The organism is Micromonospora sp. CA-244673 (assembly GCF_050948395.1).
Classification (GTDB): Bacteria; Actinomycetota; Actinomycetes; order Mycobacteriales; family Micromonosporaceae; genus Micromonospora.
Window position 1 is genome coordinate 4,222,549 of sequence record NZ_CP192019.1, and the last position, 23,112, is coordinate 4,245,660.

20 protein-coding genes are annotated in these 23,112 nt (G+C 75.3%); 3 read left to right on the top strand and 17 right to left on the bottom strand.

What is annotated here, in order from left to right; all coding sequences use genetic code 11:
* Nucleotides 1-346: 346 nt before the first annotated feature.
* The gene (gene nhaA / locus ACQP12_RS19655) at nucleotides 347-1,648 is read left to right on the top strand and encodes a Na+/H+ antiporter NhaA (protein WP_433280836.1); all 1,302 of its coding nucleotides are present in this window, start codon (nucleotides 347-349) and stop codon (nucleotides 1,646-1,648) included.
* 71 nt (nucleotides 1,649-1,719) lie between these two features.
* Here nhaA and ACQP12_RS19660 read toward each other — a convergent pair whose 3' ends face one another.
* The 8 genes from ACQP12_RS19660 to ACQP12_RS19695 form a co-directional block, all read right to left on the bottom strand.
* Nucleotides 1,720-1,926 carry a hypothetical protein gene (locus tag ACQP12_RS19660; RefSeq protein ID WP_433280838.1) on the bottom strand — a complete coding sequence of 69 codons (207 nt, stop codon included), beginning with the start codon at nucleotides 1,924-1,926 and terminating at the stop codon, nucleotides 1,720-1,722.
* Nucleotides 1,927-2,088: 162 nt separating this feature from the next.
* Nucleotides 2,089-2,676 (bottom strand): TMEM165/GDT1 family protein, encoded by a 588-nt coding sequence (locus ACQP12_RS19665; RefSeq protein ID WP_433280840.1) that lies wholly within the window; start codon nucleotides 2,674-2,676, stop codon nucleotides 2,089-2,091.
* Nucleotides 2,677-2,903: 227 nt separating this feature from the next.
* Complete coding sequence (gene egtD, locus ACQP12_RS19670; protein ID WP_433280842.1) at nucleotides 2,904-3,869, bottom strand: L-histidine N(alpha)-methyltransferase; 966 nt, start codon at nucleotides 3,867-3,869, stop codon at nucleotides 2,904-2,906.
* Between the two features lie 41 nt (nucleotides 3,870-3,910).
* The gene (gene egtC / locus ACQP12_RS19675; RefSeq protein WP_433280844.1) at nucleotides 3,911-4,657 is read right to left on the bottom strand and encodes an ergothioneine biosynthesis protein EgtC; all 747 of its coding nucleotides are present in this window, start codon (nucleotides 4,655-4,657) and stop codon (nucleotides 3,911-3,913) included.
* 16 nt (nucleotides 4,658-4,673) lie between these two features.
* Nucleotides 4,674-6,008, bottom strand: coding sequence for an ergothioneine biosynthesis protein EgtB (egtB, locus tag ACQP12_RS19680; RefSeq protein WP_433280846.1), 1,335 nt, complete (start codon nucleotides 6,006-6,008; stop codon nucleotides 4,674-4,676).
* A complete protein-coding gene (gene egtA / locus ACQP12_RS19685) occupies nucleotides 6,005-7,240 on the bottom strand; it encodes an ergothioneine biosynthesis glutamate--cysteine ligase EgtA (protein WP_357942978.1) in 1,236 nt (411 codons plus the stop codon). Before egtA ends, egtB begins: the two co-directional genes overlap by 4 nt.
* A 248-nt stretch (nucleotides 7,241-7,488) precedes the next feature.
* A complete protein-coding gene (locus tag ACQP12_RS19690) occupies nucleotides 7,489-8,325 on the bottom strand; it encodes a hypothetical protein (RefSeq protein ID WP_433280848.1) in 837 nt (278 codons plus the stop codon).
* 16 nt (nucleotides 8,326-8,341) lie between these two features.
* Nucleotides 8,342-8,983, bottom strand: a complete 642-nt coding sequence (locus tag ACQP12_RS19695) for an RNA polymerase sigma factor (protein ID WP_357942982.1) — start codon at nucleotides 8,981-8,983, stop codon at nucleotides 8,342-8,344.
* 558 nt (nucleotides 8,984-9,541) lie between these two features.
* Here ACQP12_RS19695 and ACQP12_RS19700 point away from each other — a divergent pair.
* Nucleotides 9,542-10,942, top strand: coding sequence for a serine/threonine-protein kinase (locus ACQP12_RS19700; RefSeq protein ID WP_433280850.1), 1,401 nt, complete (start codon nucleotides 9,542-9,544; stop codon nucleotides 10,940-10,942).
* Between the two features lie 126 nt (nucleotides 10,943-11,068).
* On the opposite strand, the gene ACQP12_RS19705 is transcribed toward ACQP12_RS19700, so the two are convergent.
* The 5 genes from ACQP12_RS19705 to ACQP12_RS19725 form a co-directional block, all read right to left on the bottom strand.
* Nucleotides 11,069-13,549, bottom strand: a complete 2,481-nt coding sequence (locus ACQP12_RS19705) for an ABC transporter permease (RefSeq protein WP_433280852.1) — start codon at nucleotides 13,547-13,549, stop codon at nucleotides 11,069-11,071.
* A gap of 6 nt (nucleotides 13,550-13,555) precedes the next feature.
* The gene (locus ACQP12_RS19710; protein WP_433280854.1) at nucleotides 13,556-14,320 is read right to left on the bottom strand and encodes an ABC transporter ATP-binding protein; all 765 of its coding nucleotides are present in this window, start codon (nucleotides 14,318-14,320) and stop codon (nucleotides 13,556-13,558) included.
* A 149-nt stretch (nucleotides 14,321-14,469) separates the two neighbouring features.
* Nucleotides 14,470-15,135 carry a response regulator gene (locus ACQP12_RS19715; protein WP_433280856.1) on the bottom strand — a complete coding sequence of 222 codons (666 nt, stop codon included), beginning with the start codon at nucleotides 15,133-15,135 and terminating at the stop codon, nucleotides 14,470-14,472.
* Entirely contained in the window at nucleotides 15,132-16,376 is a 1,245-nt protein-coding gene (locus ACQP12_RS19720) for a sensor histidine kinase (RefSeq protein WP_433280858.1), read from the bottom strand. The genes ACQP12_RS19715 and ACQP12_RS19720 overlap by 4 nt, the downstream gene beginning before the upstream one ends.
* Nucleotides 16,377-16,583: 207 nt before the next feature.
* Nucleotides 16,584-17,315 (bottom strand): DUF305 domain-containing protein, encoded by a 732-nt coding sequence (locus tag ACQP12_RS19725; protein WP_433280860.1) that lies wholly within the window; start codon nucleotides 17,313-17,315, stop codon nucleotides 16,584-16,586.
* A gap of 138 nt (nucleotides 17,316-17,453) precedes the next feature.
* Here ACQP12_RS19725 and ACQP12_RS19730 point away from each other — a divergent pair, with 138 nt between their 5' ends.
* Nucleotides 17,454-18,905 carry an LVIVD repeat-containing protein gene (locus ACQP12_RS19730; RefSeq protein WP_433280861.1) on the top strand — a complete coding sequence of 484 codons (1,452 nt, stop codon included), beginning with the start codon at nucleotides 17,454-17,456 and terminating at the stop codon, nucleotides 18,903-18,905.
* Nucleotides 18,906-18,949: 44 nt separating this feature from the next.
* Here ACQP12_RS19730 and ACQP12_RS19735 read toward each other — a convergent pair whose 3' ends face one another.
* The 4 genes from ACQP12_RS19735 to ACQP12_RS19750 form a co-directional block, all read right to left on the bottom strand.
* The gene (locus ACQP12_RS19735) at nucleotides 18,950-19,942 is read right to left on the bottom strand and encodes a linear amide C-N hydrolase (RefSeq protein ID WP_433280863.1); all 993 of its coding nucleotides are present in this window, start codon (nucleotides 19,940-19,942) and stop codon (nucleotides 18,950-18,952) included.
* A 45-nt stretch (nucleotides 19,943-19,987) separates the two neighbouring features.
* Nucleotides 19,988-20,923: a PfkB family carbohydrate kinase gene (locus tag ACQP12_RS19740; RefSeq protein ID WP_433280865.1), complete on the bottom strand. Its 936-nt coding sequence runs from the start codon at nucleotides 20,921-20,923 to the stop codon at nucleotides 19,988-19,990.
* A 39-nt stretch (nucleotides 20,924-20,962) separates the two neighbouring features.
* Nucleotides 20,963-21,436, bottom strand: a complete 474-nt coding sequence (locus ACQP12_RS19745) for a DUF1203 domain-containing protein (protein ID WP_433280867.1) — start codon at nucleotides 21,434-21,436, stop codon at nucleotides 20,963-20,965.
* A gap of 67 nt (nucleotides 21,437-21,503) precedes the next feature.
* Nucleotides 21,504-23,108 (bottom strand): asparagine synthetase B family protein, encoded by a 1,605-nt coding sequence (locus ACQP12_RS19750; protein WP_433280869.1) that lies wholly within the window; start codon nucleotides 23,106-23,108, stop codon nucleotides 21,504-21,506.
* Nucleotides 23,109-23,112 lie beyond the last annotated feature (4 nt).

Consider the following 23,112-nt stretch of genomic DNA (forward strand, 5'->3'; position numbering starts at 1 on the left):
CACGCTCCCCCTCGCGACACGCCGGTCTGCCGATGAAACTGCACGAAAGCCCCCCTAGAAACCCCAGTACACGTGCCAGGATCAAAAACGCCTATACATGACGGTAAGCGACTTGACGAATGTAAACGATCAGAACCGCACGGACGGTCTAAATCCCTCCATTCCGGAGCACATATCCAGGCAGCCCATGGATCGTCAGGCCGCCGGAGCGGCGGTCCTCCTCCTGTTAACGCCGGACTCGGCCGCGTGGTGCGGCCGGGCGGCCGGCCGGATAGGGTCGGAGCTGGTGTGCCGGGAAGTCTGGTCGGCGACGACTCCGCCGACCCTTCTTCCGGAACGGACACGCATGACCCAGCGCCCCTCGCCGTCCCCCCGCCTGCTGTCCCGCCGCTCCTGGCCGGAGGCGCGCTTCCTGGCCGACGTGCTGCGCGCGGAGACCGTCGGCGGCGGACTGCTCCTGCTCGGTGCGCTGATCGCCCTGCTCTGGGCCAACTCCCCCTGGCGGGCCGCGTACGCCGGGCTCGGCGACTGGGTGCCGTGGCCGGGCGGCGCCGGGCTGCACCTGGACCTCAGCCTCGCCGCCTGGGCCGCTGACGGCCTGCTGGCGATCTTCTTCTTCGTGGCCGGCCTGGAACTCAAGCGGGAGTTCGTGGCCGGCGACCTGCGCGACCCGCGCCGCGCGGCGCTGCCCGTGGTGGCCGCGCTCGGCGGCATGGTCGTGCCGGCGCTGGTCTACCTCGCGGTCACGCTCAGCGCCGGCGGGACGGGCCTGCGCGGCTGGGCCATCCCCACGGCCACCGACATCGCCTTCGCGCTCGCCGTGCTCGCGGTGGTCAGCTCACACCTGCCGCAGGGACTGCGGGCCTTCCTGCTCACCCTCGCGGTGGTTGACGACCTCTTCGCGATCGTCATCATCGCGGTCTTCTACACCGCCGACTTCCACCCGCTGCCCCTGCTCGCCGCGGTGCTGCCGATCGCCGTCTTCGCCCTGCTGGTGCGGCGCGGGCACACCTGGTGGTGGGCGCTGATCCCGCTCGCGGTGGCCGCCTGGGCGCTGGTGCACTCCTCGGGCGTGCACGCCACGGTGGCCGGGGTGCTGCTCGGCTTCACCGTGCCCGTGCGGCCGACCGGGGGCGGCGGGCCGGGGCTGGCCGAGCGTCTGGAGCACCGCTGGCGACCGGTCTCCGCGGGCCTCGCGGTGCCGGTCTTCGCGTTCTTCGCCGCCGGGGTGTCCCTGGTCGACGTCGACCTGGGAGCGGTCCTCGCCGACCCGGTGGTCCTCGGCGTGGCCGCCGGGCTCGTGCTCGGCAAGGCGGTCGGGGTGTTCGGTTCGACGTTCCTGCTGGCCCGGTTCACCCGGGCCGAACTCGACGAGGAGATCACCTGGGCGGACCTGGCGGGGCTGGCCCTGCTGGCCGGCATCGGCTTCACCGTGTCGCTGCTCATCGGCGAGCTGGCGTTCGGGCCCGGCAGCCCCGAGGACGAGCGGGTGAAGGCGGCCGTGCTGCTCGGCTCGCTGGTCTCCGCCGGGCTGGCCTCGACGGTGCTGGTCCGGCGCAACCGGGTCTACCGGCGGATCAGCGAGCGGGAGAGCCGCGACTCCGACGGCGACGGCGTCCCGGACGTCTACCAGGAGCGGCCGGCCTGAGCCGCGCGCCGGCCGCTCCCCGCGCCACAACCCGCACGGGGTGGCTCGGGGGGCGGCCGGCGCGTGCCGGTTCAGCGGCGGCGGTCGGCCGGGCGCTTCTCGCCGTGCTCCTCGGTCTCCTCCTCCAGCGCGTCCGCCACCGGCTCGGTGAGGTCGTCGCCCGGAACCGCGATCTCCTCGACCCGGTCCTGCTCGTCGGGGCGCCCGCCCGCCGGCGGCTCGGGAGCCGTGGCGCCCCCGGCGAAGCCGTACTCGTTGGGCTCGTCGTGCCTGCTCATGCGCGGACCTCCCGGTCGTCCGGTTTCCTCTCGTGGCGCCCGCCAGGCGGTGGTCGTCACCCGCCGCGGCGTCGCCGGAATGTGCATACCCCGCGGACGCGGTCCTCGATCATCCGCGGCCGGTTCCGCCACCACCGGGTGCGGCGGAACCGGACGGTGGGCTCAGGTCAGCTCGCCGACCGCCTCCAGGACCAGCCAGAGGCCGGAGATGGCGAAGAGAACGGCGGCGCCGTACCGGATGGCCTTCTCCGGCAGGTGCCGGCCGAGCAGGCGGCCCACCAGGATCGCCAGGGCGTCGGCGGCGACCATGCCGAGGGTCGAACCGAGCCAGGTGCCGAACCAGCCGTACTTGGTGGCCAGGGTGATGGTGGCGAGCATGGTCTTGTCGCCCAGCTCGGCCAGGAAGAACGCCACACCGACGGCGACGATCGCGTTGCGGCTGCTCTTCTCCGCCTTGCGCTTCTCCTCCTCGGTCAGCTTGTCGCCGCGCAGCGTCCAGGCGCCGAAGCCGAGGAACGCCAGGCCGGCGACGAGCGAGATCCACTCGGTGGGCAGGGCAGCGTGGAGGCCGTACCCGATGGCGACCGAGGCCAGGTGCACGATCGCGGTGGCGACGGTGATGCCGATGAGCACCGGCAGCGGCCGGAAGCGGGTGGCGAACGTCAGGGCCATGAGCTGGGACTTGTCGCCCAGCTCGGCGACGAAGATGACGCCGAAGCTGACCACCAGCGCGACGAGGAAACCGTCCATGTGAACCTTCCCGATCAAGCCGGGAGGAGGTACAGGGGCGCCCTCGACCCGGCTGCGACAGCCTGAGTCGAAGGTCTCGCCCGCCCCGGCGGACCGGGGCCGCGTGGCCGGATGCGGAACGCATCAGTATGTCGACCACGACATTGGGGGCTACTCCCCTTCGCGCCGCCCAGCCTAGCCGATCATCGGCGGGCGGGCCGCGCCGGGTGAACAGGCTCACCGAGGCCTCAGTCGGCCCGGGCCAGGCTGACGCCGAACAGCCCCTCCGGGTCGGTCCAGAACGCCTGCCGGACGAATCCGGCCGCGGCCAGTTCCCGGGCGATCCCCGCCGGTCGGAACTTGGCCGAGACCTCGGTCCGCAGCTCCTCGCCGGCGGCGAACCCGACGTCCAGGTCGAGCACGCGCACCCGGACGGCGCGCTCGGCCCGCAGCCGCATCTCGACCCACTCGTGCTCCGGATCCCAGACCGCCACGTGCCGGAACGCCGCCGGGTCGAAGTCCGCCCCCAGCTCCCGGTTGATCACCCGGAGCACGTTGCGGTTGAACTCGGCGGTCACCCCGGCCGCGTCGTCGTAGGCGGGGACGATCACCGCCGGGTCCTTCACCAGGTCGGTGCCGATCAGCAGCCAGTCGCCGCACTCCAGCGCCGCGCGCATCGCGGTGAGGAACTCCGCCCGTTCCGCCGGCAGCAGGTTGCCGATGGTCCCGCCGAGGAACAGGACCAGCCGCCGGCCACCGGTGGGCAGCCGGTCCAGGTGCCGGGTGAAGTCGCCGACGATGCCGCGCACCCGCAGCCCGGGGTACGCGGCGGCGATCTGCTCGGTGGACCCGCGCAGCGCGCTGACCGAGACGTCCAGCGGCACGAAACTGCCCAGGTCGCCGTGGCGGGTGAAGGCGTCCAGCAGCAGCCGGGTCTTCTCCGACGAGCCGGAGCCCAGCTCGATGAGGGTCTTCGCGCCGGTCAGCGCGGCGATGTCGTCGGCGTGCGCGGCCAGCACCGCCCGCTCGGCGCGGGTCGGGTAGTACTCCGGCAGCCGGGTGATCTCCTCGAACAGCTCGCTGCCCCGGGCGTCGTAGAACCACTTCGGTGGCAGCCACTTCGGCGTCGCGGTCAGGCCGGCCCGGACGTCCTCCCGCAGGCCGCGGTCGAGGTCCTGCTCCTCCAGGTGGATCTCCAGTGGCTCCGCGCTCATCAGCAGTCCTTCCTGTTCCTACCGGTGTGGGAAACGGGATGTCAGGCGACCGTCAGCTCCCGGACGTCCAGCCCGGTGGCCGTGGCCACCACGAGCCGGCCGTCCGGCACGGGCCGCCAGCCGGGGTCGTCGTCGGAGGGCTCGGAGGCGAGCAGCACCGAATCCGGGGTACGGCGTACCGACAGCGCGTGCCCGGCCACGCTGGCCGCCACCGTGGCGCCGTCGGTGAGCAGCAGGTTCAGCCGCGATCCGGGGGCGGCCGCGGAGACCGCCGCGACGGTGTCGGCCACCGCCTCCGCGGGCGTGGCGCCGGCGCGCAGCCGGTGCCGGACCAGCGCCCAGAGCAGCGCCGAGTCGCTCGGCACCTCCAGGGTCAGCAGGTCGCGGACGGGCAACCCGCCGGCCAGCGGGACCAGGCTGTCCGGCCAGCCACGGACCACCCCGTTGTGGCTGAACAGCCAGCGCCCCTCGGCGAACGGCGCGGCCGCCGTCTCGTGCAGCGGCATGCCGACCGTGGCGGAGCGGACGGCGGCCAGCACCGCGCCCGCGACCGTCACGGCGGCCAGTTCCGGCAGGGTGGTGTCGCTCCACATCGGCTGCGCCCGCCGGTAGCGGACCGGGTCGCCGCCGCCCGGGTACCAGCCGACCCCGAAGCCGTCGGCGTTGATCGTGCCGCCGCCGCGCATGTCGCGGGGCGCCCAGGACTGCCGCAGCAGCCCGTACGGCGGATCGAAGAGCAGGCTCCGCAGGCTGACCGGCGGACCGAGGTACGCCAGATGGCGGCACATCAGGCGGCGTCTCCCGTCACGCCGCCTCCTCGGGGCGGGCGTCGCGGGCGCAGCGGAAACCGCTGAAGATCTGCCGCCGGATCGGGTAGTCCCAGTTGCGGAAGGTGCCCCGGCAGGCCGACCGGTCGGTGCCGAACGAGCCGCCGCGCAGCACCCGGTGGTCGTCGCCGAAGAAGACCTCCGAGTATTCGCGGTAGGGGAACGCCACGAAGCCCGGGTGGCCCCGGAACGTGGACGAGGTCCACTCCCAGACGTCGCCGACGAGCTGGTGCACGCCGAGCGGCGAGGCCCCCTCCGGATACGCGCCCACCGGCGCCGGCCACAGGTGCCGCTGCCCCAGGTTGGCGTGCGCGCCCGTCGGGTCCGCGTCGCCCCACGGGTAGCGGCGGGACCGGCCGGTCGCCGGATCCCAGCGGGCCGCCTTCTCCCACTCCGCCTCGGTGGGCAGCCGCTTGCCGGCCCAGGCCGCGTACGCCTCCGCCTCGTGGAAGCAGACGTGCACCACCGGCTCGTCGTCGCGCACCGGCGACCAGCGCCCGAACCGGCGGTACGCCCAGCCGTCCCCGTCGCGCCGCCAGTGCATCGGTGCGCTCAGCCCGGCCTCGACCCGGTGCCGCCAGCCGGCCGCGCTCCACCAGCGCGGCTCGTCGTAGCCGCCGTCGGCGAGGAAGGCGCGGTACTGCCCGTTGGTGACCGGTGCCGCGTCGATGGCGTACGCCGGCAGGTCGACGGTGTGCGCCGGGCGCTCGTTGTCCAGCGCCCACGGGTCGGTGGAGGTGCCCATGGTGAACGGCCCGGCCGGCACCAGCACCTCGCCGCCCACGTGGACGCGCGGTTCCGGCGGCGGCGGGGCGTCCAGCACCGGGCCGCCGGCGCGCAACTGGTGGGTGGCGAGCATGGTCTCGTCGTGCTGCTGCTCGTGCTGGACGATCATGCCGAACGCGAAGCCGTCCTCGACCAGCTTCCGCTCGGTGAACCGGATCCCGTCCAGCAGGTCGTACACCTTGTCCCGGACGGTGCGCACGTACGCCCGCGCCTCGGCGGGCGGCAGCAGCGGCAGGGCCGGGCGGTCCTTGCGGGGCTGCTTGAACGCGTCGTACAGGTCGTCGATGTCGTGGCGCACCGGCTCGCGCCCGCCCACGTCCCGGACCAGCCACAGCTCCTCCTGGTTGCCGACGTGTGCCAGGTCCCAGACCAGCGGGGACATCAGCGTGGAGTGCTGCCGGACGAGGTCGTCGTCGTCCACCGCGTCGGTGAGCAGGGCGGTGCGGGCGCGGGTGCGCTCCAGCTCGGCCGCGATCCGGCTGCGCAACTGCTCGCCCTCGGCCGCCGGCCGGTCAGTCGTGGTCACCGCTGTCCCCTCTCCGCGGCGGCACGCCGCCGCCGGATCGCTCGGCTCGTCTCGTCGTGGATCCCGGCCGGCAGCTCCAACCGGGGCAGGGCCGCCAGAGCCAGGTCGAACAGGGCCGCCGCGGCGGTGGCCAGGGGCCGCTCGGCCAGCCCGCGCCGGGCCGCCGTGGACCACCGGTCGGCGACCGGGGTGGCGACGGCGAGGGCGTCCCGGGTGGTGGCCGGGTCGGCGAAGAGCGCCGCCAGCACCGCCAGGGGCACGGTCCACTCCCGACCCGGCTGGGCGTCCAGGTAGCGGACCTCCAGGTAGCCACGCGGGCGCACCGGCGGGAAGAGCGTGCTGAGGTGGTACTCCAGATCGTCCGTGGTCGGCGGGTGCGGCAGCGCCCCGGCCAGCCAGTCGGCGAAGGTGACGCCCACCGGCGGCGTCCAGTCCGGACCCTCGCCGCGGACGCAGAGCAGCGGCGCGGCCAGGGCGTACCCGATCCAGGCGGCGACCGGATCCTGGTCGGCCCGCGCCGGGGACCAGACCGGCCGGGTGCGTGCCGGGTCGATGGCCAGCCAGGCGGCCATCCGGGTGGAGGCCCAACCGGTGGTCCGCCCGGCGTGCCGGTCGGCGGTGGCGAAGGCGGCCAGCAGCGGCGGCCCGACGGCGTGCGCGGCGGCCCACCGCTCGGCCAGCCCGTCCGGCTCGCCCGCGTCCAGGCAGATCTGGAGCCCGGCGGTGCTGTACATCATGGCCCGGCCGGCCGGCCCGTGCCGGTCGAGGACGGAGCGCATGGCCCGGTAGCGCGGGGTCTCCACGACGGGGCGCGGGGGGCGCCAGGGGTCCATGCCGGTGCGGCCCAGGACGAGGCCGGCGGCGTCCAGGAGGGCCCGTAGCTCGGCGAGGTCGGCCTCGGTGGCCAGGATGAGCGCGGCGACCGACGGTCGCGGCGTGGACGAGATCTCCACCTGCCCGCCCGGCTCCACGGTCACGGTGCCACCGCGCCGGAGCCCGGCGGCCGGGCTGGTGGGGTCGAGGGTGACGGGGCTGTGCCGTCCCAACGCCCGGCGCAGTCGCTCGCGGTCGACCGGGCGGGTCGGGTCCGCGGCGTCGTGCACCGTCCATTCCAGCTCGATGCCGGTCAGGGTGGGTGGCCCGGTCTTGAAGCAGATCCTGGCGAGGTGCCCGCGGGCCGCCGCCTCATCGCCCAGCACGGTGGTCCGGTCCAACTCCGGCGACATCACCAAGAGACGGCTCCTCTCCCCGGGGCGGGCGACCACGCTGTCGGCCGGCGCCCGTGCCGTGGCGGCCGGGCGTCGGCGGGTCCCACCATCTTCTGTCTAGCAGACGGAATCCGCGCGCCCGAGGAGATGAATTTTTGTCCGGAATCCGGTTGCGGCGCCGCCTGAGCGGCCGGAGGGCGGCGCGCCGCCTTCCGGAGGGCGGGTGCGCCGCCGCGGGTACGGCGGCCCGCCGCGTCGCACCCGCTCCACGACTACGGCGTTGGCTTCGACTTCGGCTCGGACTTCGACTTCGACCCCGGCTCCGACTTCGACGCCGCCCTGGACGTCGATTTCGACGCCGATGCCGGCTCCGACTTCGAGGTCGACTTCGACTTCGGCGTCGACTTCACCTTCGGCTCCGGCTTCGGCTTCGGCTCCGACTTCGGCTCCGGGGACTTCTCCGGCACGAGCGCCAGGCAGTAGCTCTCCACCCGGTCGGCGCCGCCGGCGGCGGTCACCAGGTCGGCGAACCCGGGGCTCTCCAGCGCCTTGGCCCGCTGCTGCTCGGACTTGGCCAGGTAGGCCCGGCAGTGCCCGGCGAGATTCCCGGCGCTCGCCGGCTTGCCGGGCCCACCGGAGCCGCCGGGTGTCGGTGCGGTGGACGGAACACCGCCGGAGGGGCCGCCGGTCGGGCTCGCGCCCCCGGAGGGCGTCGGGGAGCCCGGGTCGTTCGCGCCGCCGGTGCTGCCGCCCGGCGTGGTCGGGGCCGGCGGCGGCGCCGGTTCCGGGCCCAGGTCGAGGTTCACCGCGGCGACCGCGACCCCGGCGGTGGCGGTGGCGGCGAGCCCGGCCAGGACCGCACCGACCCGGAAGCGGCGGCGCGGCCGGTGCGCCGCGGCCGGGGCGGGGTTGGCCCGGGCGGCCCGGAACGCGGCGAGCGCCCGCTCCTCGCCGCTCAGTTCCGCCGCGGTGCCCGGGGCGGCCGCCGCGGCGAGCAGGTGCGCCAGCGGGTCGGCCGGAGCCTCCGGAGGTGTCCCGGCGCGGGCCGCGTCGAGGAGGCGCTCCGACTCCGCCCGATCGGCGGGCCAGTCGGACCGGCCAGAACTCATCCCGTTTCCCTCCACGTCAGCCGTCCGCCGGCTCGGCCTTGGGCGCCTGCGGCGCCTGCCGTCCCCGGCCCGTACGGGCGCGGGGCGCCGCCGCTCCCCCGGTCCGGTCCACCGGCTGATCCTCCTCGGCCCGCTCCAGCAGCCCGGCCAGGCGCCGCAGCCCCCGGTGGGCGGCGGTGCGCACCGCGCCGGCCCGCCGGCCGAGCACCCGCCCGGCGGTCTCCGCGTCGAGCCCGATCACGGCACGCAGCAGCACCGCCTCCGCCTCGCGGGGCGGCAGGCTGGCGATCAGCGCCAGGGCGCTCTCGGTGCCGATGGTCTCGCCGGCCCGCTCGGCGGTGTCCGCGTCCCCGGCCAGCTCGCTGAGCGCCTGGACGGGCACCGGCAGGGCGGGCCGCCGGCGCTGCCGGCGCAGGTGGTCCATGGCGCGGTTGCGGGCGATGGTGACCGTCCACGCGCGGAACTCGCCGCCGGTGAAGCCGGGCAGGTCGCGGGAGATCTGCAGCCAGGTCTCCGAGGCCACGTCCTCGGCGTCGGCGCCGACCAGGGCGGTGAGGTAGCGCAGCAGGCCGGGCTGGAGGCTGCGGTAGAGGAAGCGGAAGGCCTCCTCGTCGCCCGCCTGCGCGGCGCTGACCGCCTCGCTCAGCTCACCGGTCATGGATCCGCCGTTCCCGCCGTGCCGACTCCCGGCACCGGCGCCCACCGGTGCCGGCGTGCCCGACGTCCGCCCGGTCGGACGACCGGACCTCCACCCGCACCATCAGTCCCCCGCTGACCTGATCGGCGCCAGCAGCGGAGTGCGGGCGCGCGTTTGGACACCGCCGTGTGTAAGGACGGCCGTCGGCGGACATACCGTACCGGCGTCGTGGGGCGGCCGGGAGTCGGGCCAACGCTAGGAGCGGTCGGTGGGTTCGACAAGGTGTCGCCCGCCGGAGAAAGAGTGAAAATTGTCTACAGTCCGGCGCGGCGCGTCGGCGTAACGAATACGACCCGCACGGCGCTCCCGCGCCGGGAAACCGGGACGAAACACCAGGCCGGAGGCGGACACACGAACCTCCGGGCACATTTTCCTGCCCGATCGTACGTGATTCGTCACGTTCAGCCGATCGGTCCGGGGGCGGCTGACCGTTCGGACCAGGCGCCTCAGGCCGCCCGCCGGTCGTGACGGGAGAGATCGCGGGAAATACTCCGGGGCCGCTCTGGGTACGGTATTGACGTGTTGACTTCCGACGTCGTACTCAGCGGTCGGTACCGCCTTGATGACCGTGTCGCCACCGGCGGCATGGGCGACGTCTGGCGTGCCACGGACCTGGTGCTCGGCCGTCCGGTCGCGGTGAAGGTCCTGCTGCCCGCGCTGGTCTCCGACCCCGACTTCATCGCCCGGTTCCGCTCCGAGGCACGGATCATGGCGTCGCTGCGCCATCCCGGCGTGGTCCAGGTCTTCGACTGCGGCGAGGACGAGCTGCCCGACGGCAGCCGGGCCGACTACCTGGTCATGGAGTTCGTCGCGGGCGAGCCGCTCTCCCGGCGGATCGAGGCGGCTGGGCAGCTCGGGGTCGGCGAGACCATGTCGATCGTCGCGCAGGTGGCCCAGGCCCTGCACGGGGCGCACGCCCGGGGCATCGTCCACCGGGACGTGAAGCCGAGCAACCTGCTCGTGCAGGACGACGGCACCGTGGTGCTGGTCGACTTCGGGGTGGCCCGCTCCACCAATGTGACCAGCATCACCAGCACCAACGCGGTGCCCGGCACGGCCCTCTACATGGCTCCCGAGCAGGCCGCCGGGCGGCCGGTCTCCGGCGCGACCGACGTCTACGCGCTGGGTGCGGTGGCCTACTGCTGCCTCACCGGCAGCCCGCCGTTCACCGGCGACAACCCCCTGCAGGTGGCGGTCCGGCACCTCGACGACGAGCCGCCGGAGCTGCCGGTGGAGATCCCGCAGCCGGTCCGCGACCTGGTGGCCCGGGCCCTGGCCAAGGATCCGGCGGACCGTTTCCCCACCGCCGCCGCGATGGCCGAGGCGGCCCGGGCGGCCGGCTCCGAGTCGCCCACCGCCGTGGTGCCGATGACGCTGCGCGGCGCGACCGGATCGAGCCGCACCCGTGACGACCTCACCGCCGCCACGCCGGGGGCCCTGGTGGCGCCGGCCCGCCGGCCGCGCCGGCGGGGCACGCTGGTCGGCGCGGGGGCGGCGGTGCTGGTGGCACTGACCGCGCTGGGCGCCGCCCTGGGCGCGGCCAAGAACGCCGACGCGCCGGCCACCCGGCTCGACACGACGGCGCCGGCTGTTGCCCCGAGCAACTCGGTCGCGGACGCCGCGGTCACCGAGGGGCCGCCGACGGGCGGGGGCGACGACGACTACCGCCCGGCGCACCCCACCGGCCGGCCGTCGAGCTCGGCCTCGGCGACGCCGAGCCCGTCCGCGAGCGGATCGGCCCAGCCGAGCCCGTCCGACGTCCCGTCGACAATGCCGACCGCGCCGACCACGGCACCGACCACCACCCCGCCGGTGGAGACCACCGCGCCGACCGAGACGACCACGACGACGACCGCTCCCGCGGACGGCGGCGACGGCGGGGGCGACGGCGGCGGAGCCCAGCCGGTGTCCGAGCGCTGACCCGGCGACACCCCGACCCCGCAGCACCCGGACCGGGCAGTACCGGGACCCGGAGGCGCCGGACCGGGTCGAGCCGGCCCCGCGGCTGTCGCGGGACCGGCTCGACGCGTCTCGGGCGCCCGGCGCTCACTCCGCGCCGAGGGCCGCCACCACCGGCCGGGACAGTGCCCGCCGGGCCGGCAGGATCGAGGCGGCCAGCGCGGCGACCACCGCCACCGCGACGATCAGGCCGAGCCGCCCCCAGGGCAGCACCAGGGTGAAGTCCCCGCCGATCCGGGCCAGCACGGCCATCCCGCCGGCGGCCACCCCGGTGCCCAGGGCGACGCCGAGCAGCGTGCCGACCAGCGCGGTGAGCACCGCCTCGACGGCGAGCACCGCCCGCATCCCGCCGCGGGTCAGGCCGACGGCGCGCAGCACGGCGTTCTCCCGGGTCCGCTCCACCACCGAGAGGGTGAGCGTGTTCGCCACGCCGACCAGCGCGATCACGACGGCCAGGCCGAGCAGCGCGGTGACGAAGCCGAGCACCAGGTCCACGGTGCCCGTGAGCATCTTCTTGTAGGCCGCCTGGTCGAGCAGGTTGACCGTCGGATAGCGGGTGAGCACCGACTCGACGGCGACCCGGGCGGCGTCGGTGGAAACCCCGTCGGCCGGGTCGACCTCGGCCAGGTAACCGCGCTCGGCCGGGAAGAGGCGGGCGAAGTCGGCGTCGGCGACGTCCACCACGTGCCCGGCGGGCACCGGACTGCCGGCCCGGGCCGGGTTGTCGTCGGCCACCACGGCGGCCACCCGGAACGTCCGGCCGGCGAGCGGGACGCTGCTGCCGACCGACCAGCCGCGGGCCGCGGCCAGCTCGCGGTGCACGAGCACCGTGCCCGGACCGAGAGCGGCCGGGTCCCCGGCGTCCACGGCGGACAGCGTCCGGCGGACCAGCGCCGGGTGGGCGGCCCGCACCTCGATCCCGTCCACCACCCGGCTGCGCTGCTCGTGCACCACACCCAGTTCCGGCCGGGCGGCCAACTCCCCGGCCAGCGGCGCCGGCAGGTCCCCGCCGATCCCGGTGACCACGAAGTCGACCCCGATCTGCGCGTCCACGGCGCGCTCGATGCCGGCCTTCGCGCTGCCCGCGCCGACCACGAACGCGGAGACCAGGCCGATGCCGATGACCATGGCGGTGGCGGTGGCCGCCACCCGACGCGGGTTGCGTACGGCGTTCGCCACGGCCAGCGCGGCCGGTACGCCGAGCAGCCGACGGGCCGGCAGGCCGAGCATCCGGACCAGCGCCGGCACCAGCACCGGGCCGAACAGCACGATGCCGAGGAAGGCCAGCACCCCACCGGCGGCGACCAGTGGCACCTGGCCGAGGGCCCCGGCGCCGACCAGGGCGGCCACCCCGGCGGCGAGGACCAGCGCCCCGGCCGCGAGCCGGACCCGGCCGGCCCGCCCCGCGGGCTGCACGGCCGCGTCGGTCAGCGCGGCCACCGGTGCGACCCGGGTGCCCTGCCAGGCCGGCACGGCGGCGGCCACCACGGTCAGCAGCGTCCCGAGCCCGAGGGAGAGCAGCACCGTCCGGACGGTGACGGTGAGCGTGCCGGTGACCGGCGCGTCGATCGTGGCCAGCAGCGCGCCGAGACCGGCGGACAGGCCCACCCCGGCGAGCACCCCGGCCGCCGAGGCGACCAGCCCGGTCAGCGCCGCCTCGCCGAGGGCGGCCCGGTAGACCTGCCCCCGGGTCGCGCCGACCAGCCGCAGCAGCGCGGTCCGCCGGGACCGCTGGGCCAGCACGATGGCGAAGGTGTTGGCGATCACGAAGCCGGCGACCAGCACCGCCACCGCGGCGAAGGTGCCCAGGAACAGCTCGAACTGCCGCCGGTCGCGGACCGCGTCCGCGACGGCCTCGTCGAGGATCGCGGCACGGTCCCGGACCGCGACCTGCGGCCCGACCGCGGCGCGGACCCGGTCGGCGAGCGCCGCCCCGTCCACGCCGGGCCGCGCGGCCACCATGATCCGGCCGTAGCCGCGCTCCCCGCTCACGGCGAGCGCGTCCGGGCCGGCCAGGCCGATGAACGGGCCGCCGACGTCGCGGGAGCTGCCGGCCACGTCGACCGTGCCGACCAGGGTGTACGGCCGGGCCGGCCCGCCGTTGCCGCCGACCCGCACCGGGCTGCCGAGGGCGAAGTGCTGGCCGGCGACGGTCTCCTCGTCGAGCACCAGTTCGCCGGCCCGCTGCGGCAGCCGCCCGGCGACGACGTCGTACGACTGGAGGGCCGGGTCCGTCGGGATCGCGGCGAGCACGGCGTAGCCGAGCACCGGCCGCCCGTCGGCGCCCACCACACCGGCGGTGCCGGTCAGCTCCCCCTCGGCGGCGGCCACCCCGTCGACAGCGCGCACCCGGTCGACCAGGGCGGCTGCCAGCGGCGTGTCATCGGCGTACGCGGCCAGGTCGGTGTGCCGGTCGAAGGCGCCGGCCCGGTCGTACGCCCCGGCGCGCATGCCGTCGGTGAGCATCAGGGTGCCGGCCACGAAGGCGACACCGAGGACGATCGCCAGCGAGGAGAGCAGCAGGCGCAGCCCGTCGGCGCGGATCTGGCGCAGGGTCAGGCGCAGCATCTCAGGTCACCGCCCCGCCAGCGGCGCGCCGGCCTCGAGCCGGGTGAGCGCGTCGAGGACCTGGCCGGCGGTCGGGGCGTGCAGCTCGTCGACCAGCCGCCCGTCGGCGAGGAAGACCACCCGGTCGGCGTGGGCGGCGGCCTTCGGGTCGTGGGTCACCATGACCACGGTCTGGCCGAGCGTGTCCACCGCCTCGCGGAGCAGCCGCAGCACCTCCGCGCCGGAGCGCGAGTCCAGGTTGCCGGTGGGCTCGTCGGCGAAGATCACCCACGGCCGGGTGACCAGGGCCCGGGCGACGGCGACCCGCTGCTGCTGGCCGCCGGACAGCTCGGCGGGCCGGTGCCGGAGGCGGTCGGCGAGACCCACCGCGGTCACCACCTGGCGCAGCCATTCCGGGTCGGGCCGCCGGCCGGCGATGGCCAGCGGCAGCACGATGTTCTCCTCGGCCGTGAGGGTGGGCAGCAGGTTGAACTTCTGGAAGACGAAGCCGATCCGGTCGCGGCGCAGCCGGGTCAGCCGGCGGTCGTCCAGGCGGGCCAGGTCGGCCTCGCCGATGCGCACACTGCCGGCGGACGGCCGGTCCAGGCCGGCGAGGCAGTGCAGCAGGGTGGACTTGCCGGAGCCGGACGGGCCCATCACGGCGGTGAACCGGGCGGCGGCCAGGTCGAGGTCGACGCCGTCGAGGGCGACGACCCGGGACAGCCCGGCGCCGTACTCCTTGCGCAGCTCACGGGCGGTGACGGCGACGCCGGTGGTGGTGGTTGGTGACAACGTGGTGCTCCTGTCGGACCGGGTCCTGAAGACCCTTCCGACGCTAGGCGCGGCACCCCGCCGGTGATCTCCACCTGCGCGCTCGACCTCGGTACGCCGGTGGTCGCCCCCGACCGGGTGGACCCGTACGACCCAGGTCGTACGCCGGGTCAGCCGCCCGGGGTGACCAGCCCGCTCTCGTACGCCAGCACGACGGCCTGCACCCGGTCGCGGAGCTGGAGCTTGGCCAGGATCCGGCCGACGTGGGTCTTCACCGTCGCCTCGGCGACGTGCACCCGGGCGGCGATCTCGGCGTTGGAGAGCCCCTGCGCGACGAGCAGCAGCACCTCCCGCTCCCGCTCGGTGAGCTGGGCCAGCCGCGGGTCCTCGGTGGGCGCCGGCCCGAGCTGCCCGGCGAACCGGTCGAGCAGGCGCCGGGTGATCGACGGGGCCACCACCGAGTCGCCCTCGGCGACCACCCGGATGGCGGCGAGCAGATCCTCCGGCGGGACGTTCTTGAGCAGGAAGCCGCTGGCGCCGGCGCGCAGCGCGGCGAACGCGTCGGCCTCGGTGTCGAAGGTGGTGAGCACCAGCACCCGGGGGCGGTGTCCGGCCTGCCGGGCGCAGATCCGCTTCGTCGCCTCCACGCCGTCCATGGTCGGCATCCGCAGGTCCATCACCACCACGTCGGCCTCGACCCGGTCCAGCACCCGCAGCGCGTCCGCGCCGTCGATGGCCTCGCCGACCACCGCGAGGTCGGGCTGGGAGTCGAGCACCATCCGGAACCCGGCGCGCACCAGCGCCTGGTCGTCGACGATCACCACCCGGACGGTCATGCCGCCGCCTTCCCTTCCTCGGTGCCCGGCGCCGACGGTAGCGGCAGCCGCGCCTCGACCCGCCAGCCCCCGCCCAGGGTGGGGCCGGCGGCGAGGCTGCCGTCGTACACCCCGACCCGCTCACGCATGCCGACCAGGCCGTGCCCGCCGGACGGCGCCGGCCGGACCACCGGACGGCCGCGCCCGTCGTCGACCGCCCGGACCACGACGGCGTCCGCGGACCAGTCGAGGCGCAGCTCGACGGCCGCGTCCACGCCGGCGTGCTTGAGCGCGTTGGTGAGGCTCTCCTGCACCACCCGGTAGACGGTCAGCTCCAAGCCGGGCGGCAGGGCGACCGGCGTGCCGGTGGCGGTGTCGGTGATCCGCAGGCCGGCGGCGCGGAAGCGGTCCAGCAGGTCGGGCAGCTCGACCAGGGCCGGCCGCCGGTGCGCCGGCTCGGCGGACACGCCACCGTCGGGCTCGGCCGCCACGGCCGGCGCGGCCGCCGGCTCCGGCCGGCTCGGTTCCCGGAGTACGCCGACGAGGCGCCGCATCTCCTCCAGCGCCTGCCGGCCGGTGTCCGCCACCACCTTGGCCGCCTCCCGCGCGGTGTCCGGGTCGCGGTCGATGGTGAACCGCACCCCGTCGGCCTGCACGATCATGACGGCCATGCTGTGCGCGACGACGTCGTGCAGCTCACGGGCGATCCGGGTGCGTTCCTCGGCGACCGCCGCCCGGGCCTCGGCCTCCCGCTCCCGTTCCAGGGTGGTGGCCCGCTCCTCCAGGCTCACCACGTAGAGCCGGCGGGTCCGCACGTTCAGCCCGACCAGCCACACCGCCCCGGTGACCAGGCCGTAGTAGAGCGCGCCGGCCCACCAGGGCGCCTGCGCGGGCATCTGGGCGGCGGCGAGCACCACGCCGATCGCGGCGACGATCCCGGCCAGGACGCCGTCGCGCAGCCGGTCGGCGTACTTGACCACGCTGTAGAGGGCGATGAGCACGCCGATGTCGTACGCCAGCGGACCCCAGCCGACGACCACCTGGACCAGCGCGAGCACGGCCACCCCGGCCGCCACCGCCGACGGGTGCGTCCGCCGGAACAGCAGGACCAGCGCCATCGCGATCCCGACGGCCGCGCCCGCCACGCCGCCGGGCTGGGCGGCGATCCCCAGGAGGGCGACGAGGGCCACCAGCCCGGAGACGGCGGTGTCGAACGCGACGCTGCGCAGCGGGCGGCCGAAGACGATGCGGTCCACGGTCACCCAGGGTACGGGCCGGCGCAGCCGTCGATGCTTGCCGAGTCACGACCGGGGCCACGCGCCACCGCACGGCCTCGGGCTGAGCCGAGGTGAGTCATCCACGTCATCACGTTCGTAGCGGCTCCTGGACCATGGCCGGCCTCAGCGAACCCGCCGGATCTTGGCGAGTTGCTGTTCGCATCGAACGGAAAGTCGCCAAGATCCGCGGGCTCAGGGCGTGATCAGCTCGCGGAGGCGGGTGATCTCGGCGGACTGCTCGACGGCGACGGCGTTGGCGAACTCCTGGAGGGTCTGGTCCACGCCCACCTTGAGCAGGTCGGTGGACATGACGACCGCGCCCTCGTGGTGGGCGGTCATCATCCGCACGAAGAGCCGGTCGAAGTCCGCGCCGCGGGCGGCGGCGAGCTGCCGCACGGCCTCGGCGGACTGCATCCCGCGCATCGTGCCGTGGTCGTGCCCGGGGAGCTCGGCGGGCAGCCCCCGCGCGCCCAGCCAACCGCGCAGCACCCCGAGCTCGGGCCCCTGGGCGGCCCGGATGCGGTCGGCGACGGCGCGTACCCGGGGGTCGGTGGCCCGGTCGGGGGCGAGGGTCGCCATCTCCACCGCCTGCTGGTGGTGCGGGATCATCATCCGGACGTACCAGACGTCGAGGCCGTTGTAGCGCGGCGGGGCGGCGTCCCGGACCTCCTGGGCAGCGCGGGTGGCCGCCGGCTCCCCCGGCCGGCCGGGCACCACGACGGGTGGCACGACGACGGGTGGCACGGCGGAGGGCGACGCGTCGACCGGGGACGCAGCGGCCGGTGACGCGGCGGTGGCGGACGGGCCGGCCGGAGCGGCCGTCGGGCGGCTGTCGCCCCGTGCGGCCAGCGCCACGCCGGCCACCACCAGGAGCACCACCAGCGCTGTGACGGCGAGCCAGACACGTCCCTGCCGGCCGGTCATACGACACTCCCTCCGGTCGAGGTGAGAGCGATCCTATCCATAGACAATCCTGCCTGAATGTGACCGGCGTCACATTGATGGATGTCACCGGCCGGTAAGGTGTGGCAAATCATCATCCCCTTTCGGAGGGTGCCGCCGATGATCAGTCTCCGCACGTCCCGAACCCGGATCGTCAGCCTCACCGCCGCCGGCCTGCTCGTCGCCGGCGTCGTCGCCGCCCCACCCAGCAGCGCCCAGGAGCTTCCCCGGGCGCAGGCCGCACCGGCCACCGTGGACAGCGCCGTCCCCGGGGTCGACGAGATCTCCAGCAGCCCCAACCTGCGTCAGGTCGCCAACCTGCCGAAGCAGGCGCCGTTCGACACCTCCGCGGCGTTCGGCACCGACATCGCGTTCCAGGGCCGGTACGCCTTCGTCGGCAACTACGACGGCTTCGTCATCTACGACGTCTCCCGGCCGAGCGCGCCGACCGTCGTGTCCCAGGTGCTCTGCCCCGGCTCCCAGAACGACATCTCCGTCCACGGTGACCTGCTGTTCCTGTCCACCGACTCGTCCCGCAGCGACGACTCCTGCAACAGCGTCGCCCAGCCCGCCTCCGAGGCCGGGTCCTGGGAGGGCATCAAGGTCTTCGACATCGGCGACAAGCGCAACCCGCGCTACATCAAGTCGGTGGAGACCGCCTGCGGCTCGCACACCCACACCCTGGTGCCGGCCAAGGACCGCCGGACCGTCTACCTGTACGTGTCGTCGTACAGCCCGCGGGCCGAGTTCCCGGACTGCCAGCCGCCGCACGACTCGATCTCCATCGTGAAGGTGCCGCTGCGGTCACCGACCGACGCAGCAGTGGTGGCCACCCCGAACCTGTTCCCGGACGGCGGCTACCCGGGAATCCCCGGTGAGAAGTCGGCCACGACCGGCTGCCACGACATCACCGCGTACCCGGCGAAGGACATCGCGGCGGGCGCGTGCATGGGCGACGGCATCCTGCTCGACATCGCCAACCGCGAGGCGCCGAGGGTGATCGAGCGGGTGCGCGACACCGAGAACTTCGCCTTCTGGCACTCGGCGACCTTCAACAACTCCGGCACCAAGGTCGTCTTCACCGACGAGCTGGGCGGCGGCGGCGCCGCGACCTGCAACGAGGCCACCGGGCCGAACCGCGGCGCGGACGCCATCTACGACATCACCGGTCGCGGCGACAACCGGCGGCTCACGTTCCGCAGCTACTACAAGATCCCCCGGGCCAACGCCGACACCGAGAACTGCGTGGCGCACAACGGCTCGCTGGTGCCGGTGCCCGGCCGCGACATCATGGTCCAGGCCTGGTACCAGGGCGGCATCTCGGTCTGGGACTTCACCAACTCCCGCCAGCCCAAGGAGATCGCCTACTGGGAGCGGGGTCCGCTGGACGCCGGTCAGCTCCGCACCGGCGGCTCCTGGTCGGCCTACTGGTACAACGGCCACATCTACTCCAGCGACATCCAGAAGGGCCTGGACGTGCTGGAGCTGCGCGACCCGCGTACCTGGCTGGCGCAGCTGATCCGGGTGCCCGAGCTGAACGTGCAGACCCAGACGGGTTACCTGAGCTGGTGACCCGCCGGCCGGGTCCGGCCCCCTCCGGGGGGTCCGGGCCCGGCTCAGCTCATCGGCAGCCGGTAGCCGCGCCGGCCGCCCCCCGCGGTGACCAGCCGCACCTCGCCGGTGCGCAGCCCGTACGTCACCGACCAGCGGGTGTGTGGCTGCCGCACGGCGTCGAGCAGGCGTAGCGCGGCCGGGGCGTCCACCGTGCCGCCGGCCCGGTCCAGCGCCTCGGCCAGCACCCCGTAGCGGTGGTCGTCGCGCAGGTCCCGGTCGGCCACCCCGACGGCCGGCACGTTGGTCAGCGCCTGCCAGGCGCCCCGGCCCTTCTCGGCCCGCATCCCGCCGTCCACGAACTCGATCACGGCGGACGCCCCGGTGGCGTCGGCGATCAGGTAGTGCAGCGGCGGGCCGCCGTCGAAGTCCAGGTTGTAGCGCCCGAACACGGCGATCGCCTCGTCCACGGTGGCGGCGGAGTCCAGCACCAGCCGCAGGACGCGCACCGAGCCGACGGTGGGCCGGCCGGGCACCGGCTCGGCGGTCGCGCCGTCGTCGGCGGCCAGCCCCACGGCCAGGCCGCGCTCGTTCATCCCGTCGAAGGGCAGCAGCGGCGCGTTCAGCAGCCGGCGGTCGCCCGCCGGGTCGGCCGTGACCCCCAGGTAGGAGATGTCCACCAGGGAGATCGACGCGTAGCCGTCCGGCGGGTCGGTGCGCAGCACCAGCGCCGGGTTCGCGTCCCAGTCGAAGTTGCGGGCGAACAGCGGCCGGCTCCGGTCGCCCCCGGCGGCGAAGAGCGAGCAGCCGAACGGGGTCGCCTGCGGGGTGCCCGCCACGCCGACGGTGGGGTCGTAGTCACCGACGTAGGTCATCTCGTACAGCGGCAGGTCGTCGACCCGGCGCAGGCTGGCCAGGGTCCGCTCCACCTGGCCGGCGTCCTGCCGGGAGGCGCTCGGCGTGCCGGCACCGGCCGGCGCGGCGGGCCGGCGGCTCTCGGCGCAGCCGGTGGTCACGAGGAGCAGGGCGAGCCCGGTGGCGAGCAGGGTCCTCCGCATGCCCGCGACGCTAGAAGAGGCGGGGACGGATGTCCATCGGGGACGTCAACGATCGGGTATCCGGGCCAGCTGCGCCTCGATCGCGTCCCCGCTGAGGGCGGGCCGGCCCCCGGCGTGGCCCACGGTCGCGCCGGCCGCCGCGACCGCGTACCGGGCGATCCGGGGATACGGGTCGTCGCGGAGCAGGCCGGCCGTGACGGCGGCCACGAAGGCGTCCCCGGCCCCGGTGCTGTCCACGGTGGGCGTCTCGCTCAGCGGCACGAACAGCTCCCCGCCCGGCCAGACGAACGCGTTGCCCTCCCCCGCCACCTCGACCGCGACCAGCACCGGACCGCGGGCGGCCAGCTCCCGGCCGGCGCCCAGCCCCGCCTCGGCGTCCTTCGGCGGGTCGCCGCCCAGCAGCAGGCCGGCCTCCCGCGCGTCGGCCCGCAGCACGTCGGCCCGGGACAGCAGCTCCGCCGCGCCGTCCGGGTCGTCCGGCGCGCCGTCGAGCACCACGAGCCGGCCGGCGTCGCGGGCGTGCCGGACCGCCGCGAGCGCTGCCGGCAGCGGCTGCTGGAGCTGGACCACCACCGCGCGGGCGGCGCGGAGCACCCCGGCCGCGCCGGTCACGTCCGCCACGGTGAGCAGGGTCGCCTCGGGGATGTCCTCCAGGTACCGCCAGCGCGCCCGGTCGTCGACCACGTCCACGATGAGCGCGCTCGGCGTGTCCGGCCGGCGCAGCACCGGGGCCACGTCGATGCCGTCGCTGCGAGCCTGCCCCAGCAGCCGGTCGCCGACCTCGTCCTCGCCGACCACGCCCAGCAGCCCGACCCGGACGCCGAGCTGGGCCAGCCCGACGGCCTGGTTGGCCCCCTTGCCGCCGAGCAGTTCCCGCCGGCAGCGCACCGCGACCGTCCCGGACGGGCCGGGCACCTCGTCCACCCGCAGCACGAGGTCCCGGGCCACCTGCCCCACCACGATCGCGTCCAGTCCGGTCATGCCGGGCTGATACCCCGGCCGCCGCCGGTCACGCCCGGCTCACCCGCGGACCACCGCGAACATCCAGCAGCCGTACACCACGTTGCGGCTGTGCAGGCGGTCCACCGTGGGGTCGGCCAGCAGCTCGGCCACGACCGCCTCCGGGTCGTCGCCGTCGTGCCGCCGGCCGCCGACGATCCGCCCCCGCCGGTCGTACGCCCGCAGCACCTGGGGCCGGCCCCGCCAGTCGGCCGGGTACGCCGTCACGTCCGCCGGGCCGGGGCAGTCGGCCGCGTGCGCGAAGATCGGCCCCACCTCCCGGTACGGGCCGGCCGGCAACGGCGGGGCGTACCCGAAGAGCAGCAGCGCCTCGCCCGCGGTGGCGTCGCGCAGGCAGCAGCGCAGCGGCTCGCCGCCCTCGGCGCAGCACCGCTCGGGCGGCTGGCCGGAGGCGTCGCGGCCGGTCCGGCGCACGTCGGCCAGCACCTCGGCGGACACGGGTTGGATCACGTACCTTGTGCGCGTCGTCGTCATGCCGTCCAGCCTGGCCCGGGCCGCGGCCGGTCGCTGGCGGCCATCGGACCTCGCGGCGAGCGGCGGGTCACGGACGGGACGCGACGCGCCGCACGACGCGCGGGCCGACCAGGCGCCGGACCACCGGCACGGCGTTCCACTTCGCCGCGCCGACCAGGTCCCGCGCGTGCTCCAGCACCGTGTAGTCGGGACGGGCCTGCCCGTCGGCGATGGCCCGGTCCAGGTCGTTGCCGCACCGGGTGAGCACGCTGTCGAAGTCCCGCCGGACGGGTTCGAGCAGCGGGTAGCCGAAGGAGCGGTGCAGCCGGGCGAAGAGCGGCTTGTAGAGCCGCGCCCGCTCGTGCAGCCCCGAGGAGTACGACATAGGGTTCTTGGGCCGCCGCCGGATGTAGTCCGGCAGCACGTCGGCGAAGGCCCGCCGGACGATCCACTTCTCCTGCCCGTCGCGCAGCTTGAGATCCAGCGGCAGCCGCATGGCCAGCTCCACCACGCTGAGGTCGAGGAAGGGCACCCGGGCCTCCACGCCGTGGCCCATGCTGGCCCGGTCCACCCGCTGCAGCTCGGTGCGGCACAGGTTGCGGATCTTGTGGAGGAAGAGCCGGCGGGACCGCTCCGGGCCGACCTGGTGGTACATCGGATAGCCGCCGAACAGCTCGTCCGAGCCGTCGCCGGTGAGCACCACCTTGACGCCCAGCTCCCGCAGCCGGCGGAAGATCGGCACCGAGACCACGGCGTTGATGATGTCGCCGTACTCGGTCAGCTCGGAGATCCGGATCGCCTCGCGCACGTCGGCGAGCCGGATGTCGCGCGGGCGCAGCTCGACCACCTCGTGCGGCACGCCCAGGTCGGCGGCGAGCCGCCGGGCGTACGCCACGTCGGGGCTGTCCGGGACGCCGACCGTGACCGCCACGCAGTCCGGGTGCAGCTGTGCGGCGTGCAGCAGGGCCAGCGAGCTGTCCAGGCCGCCGGAGAGCACCACCCCGACGGTGAGGTCGGTGTCCAGCCGTACCCGCATGCTGTCGGTCAGCGCGACCCGGACGAGCAGGGCGGCCTCGTCCGGGTCGTCGATCACCGGCAGCCCGGCACCGAGGGTGAGCAGGTCGACGTACGGGTTCAGCCGGACCGGCCCGTCGGGCTCGGCCCAGCCGTGGTGCCCCGGCGGCACCTCGCTGATCGGCGCGCCGTGCCCGACCAGCGCCTTCACCTCTGAGGCGACGTGCAGGCAGCCGGGGCCGCGCGACCAGTAGAGCGGCTTCACCCCGAGCGGGTCCCGGGCCAGGTAGGCCCGGCCGGTGGCCCGCTCCACCACCGCGAAGGCGTACTCCCCGCGCAGCCGGCGCACCGCCTCCTCGCCCCACTGCCGGAAGGCGACGAGCACCACCTCCGTGTCGCCGGTGGTGCAGAACTCGTGCCCGAGCCGGGTCAGCTCCGCCCGCAGCTCGTGGTGGTTGAAGACCTCGCCGTTGTAGCAGAGGACGTGCCGCCCGTCGGGCGAGACCCAGGGCTGCACGGACCGCTCCCGGTCCACCACCCGCAGCCGGCGTACGCCGGCGAGCAGGCCGTTCTCCTGCCGGGTCTCGGTCACCTCGCCGCGCGGGGCGAGGACGGCCAGCATCCGCCGGAAGAGGGCCGGGTCGGCCTCGGGGCCGATGCTCAGCGCGATCCCGCACATCCGC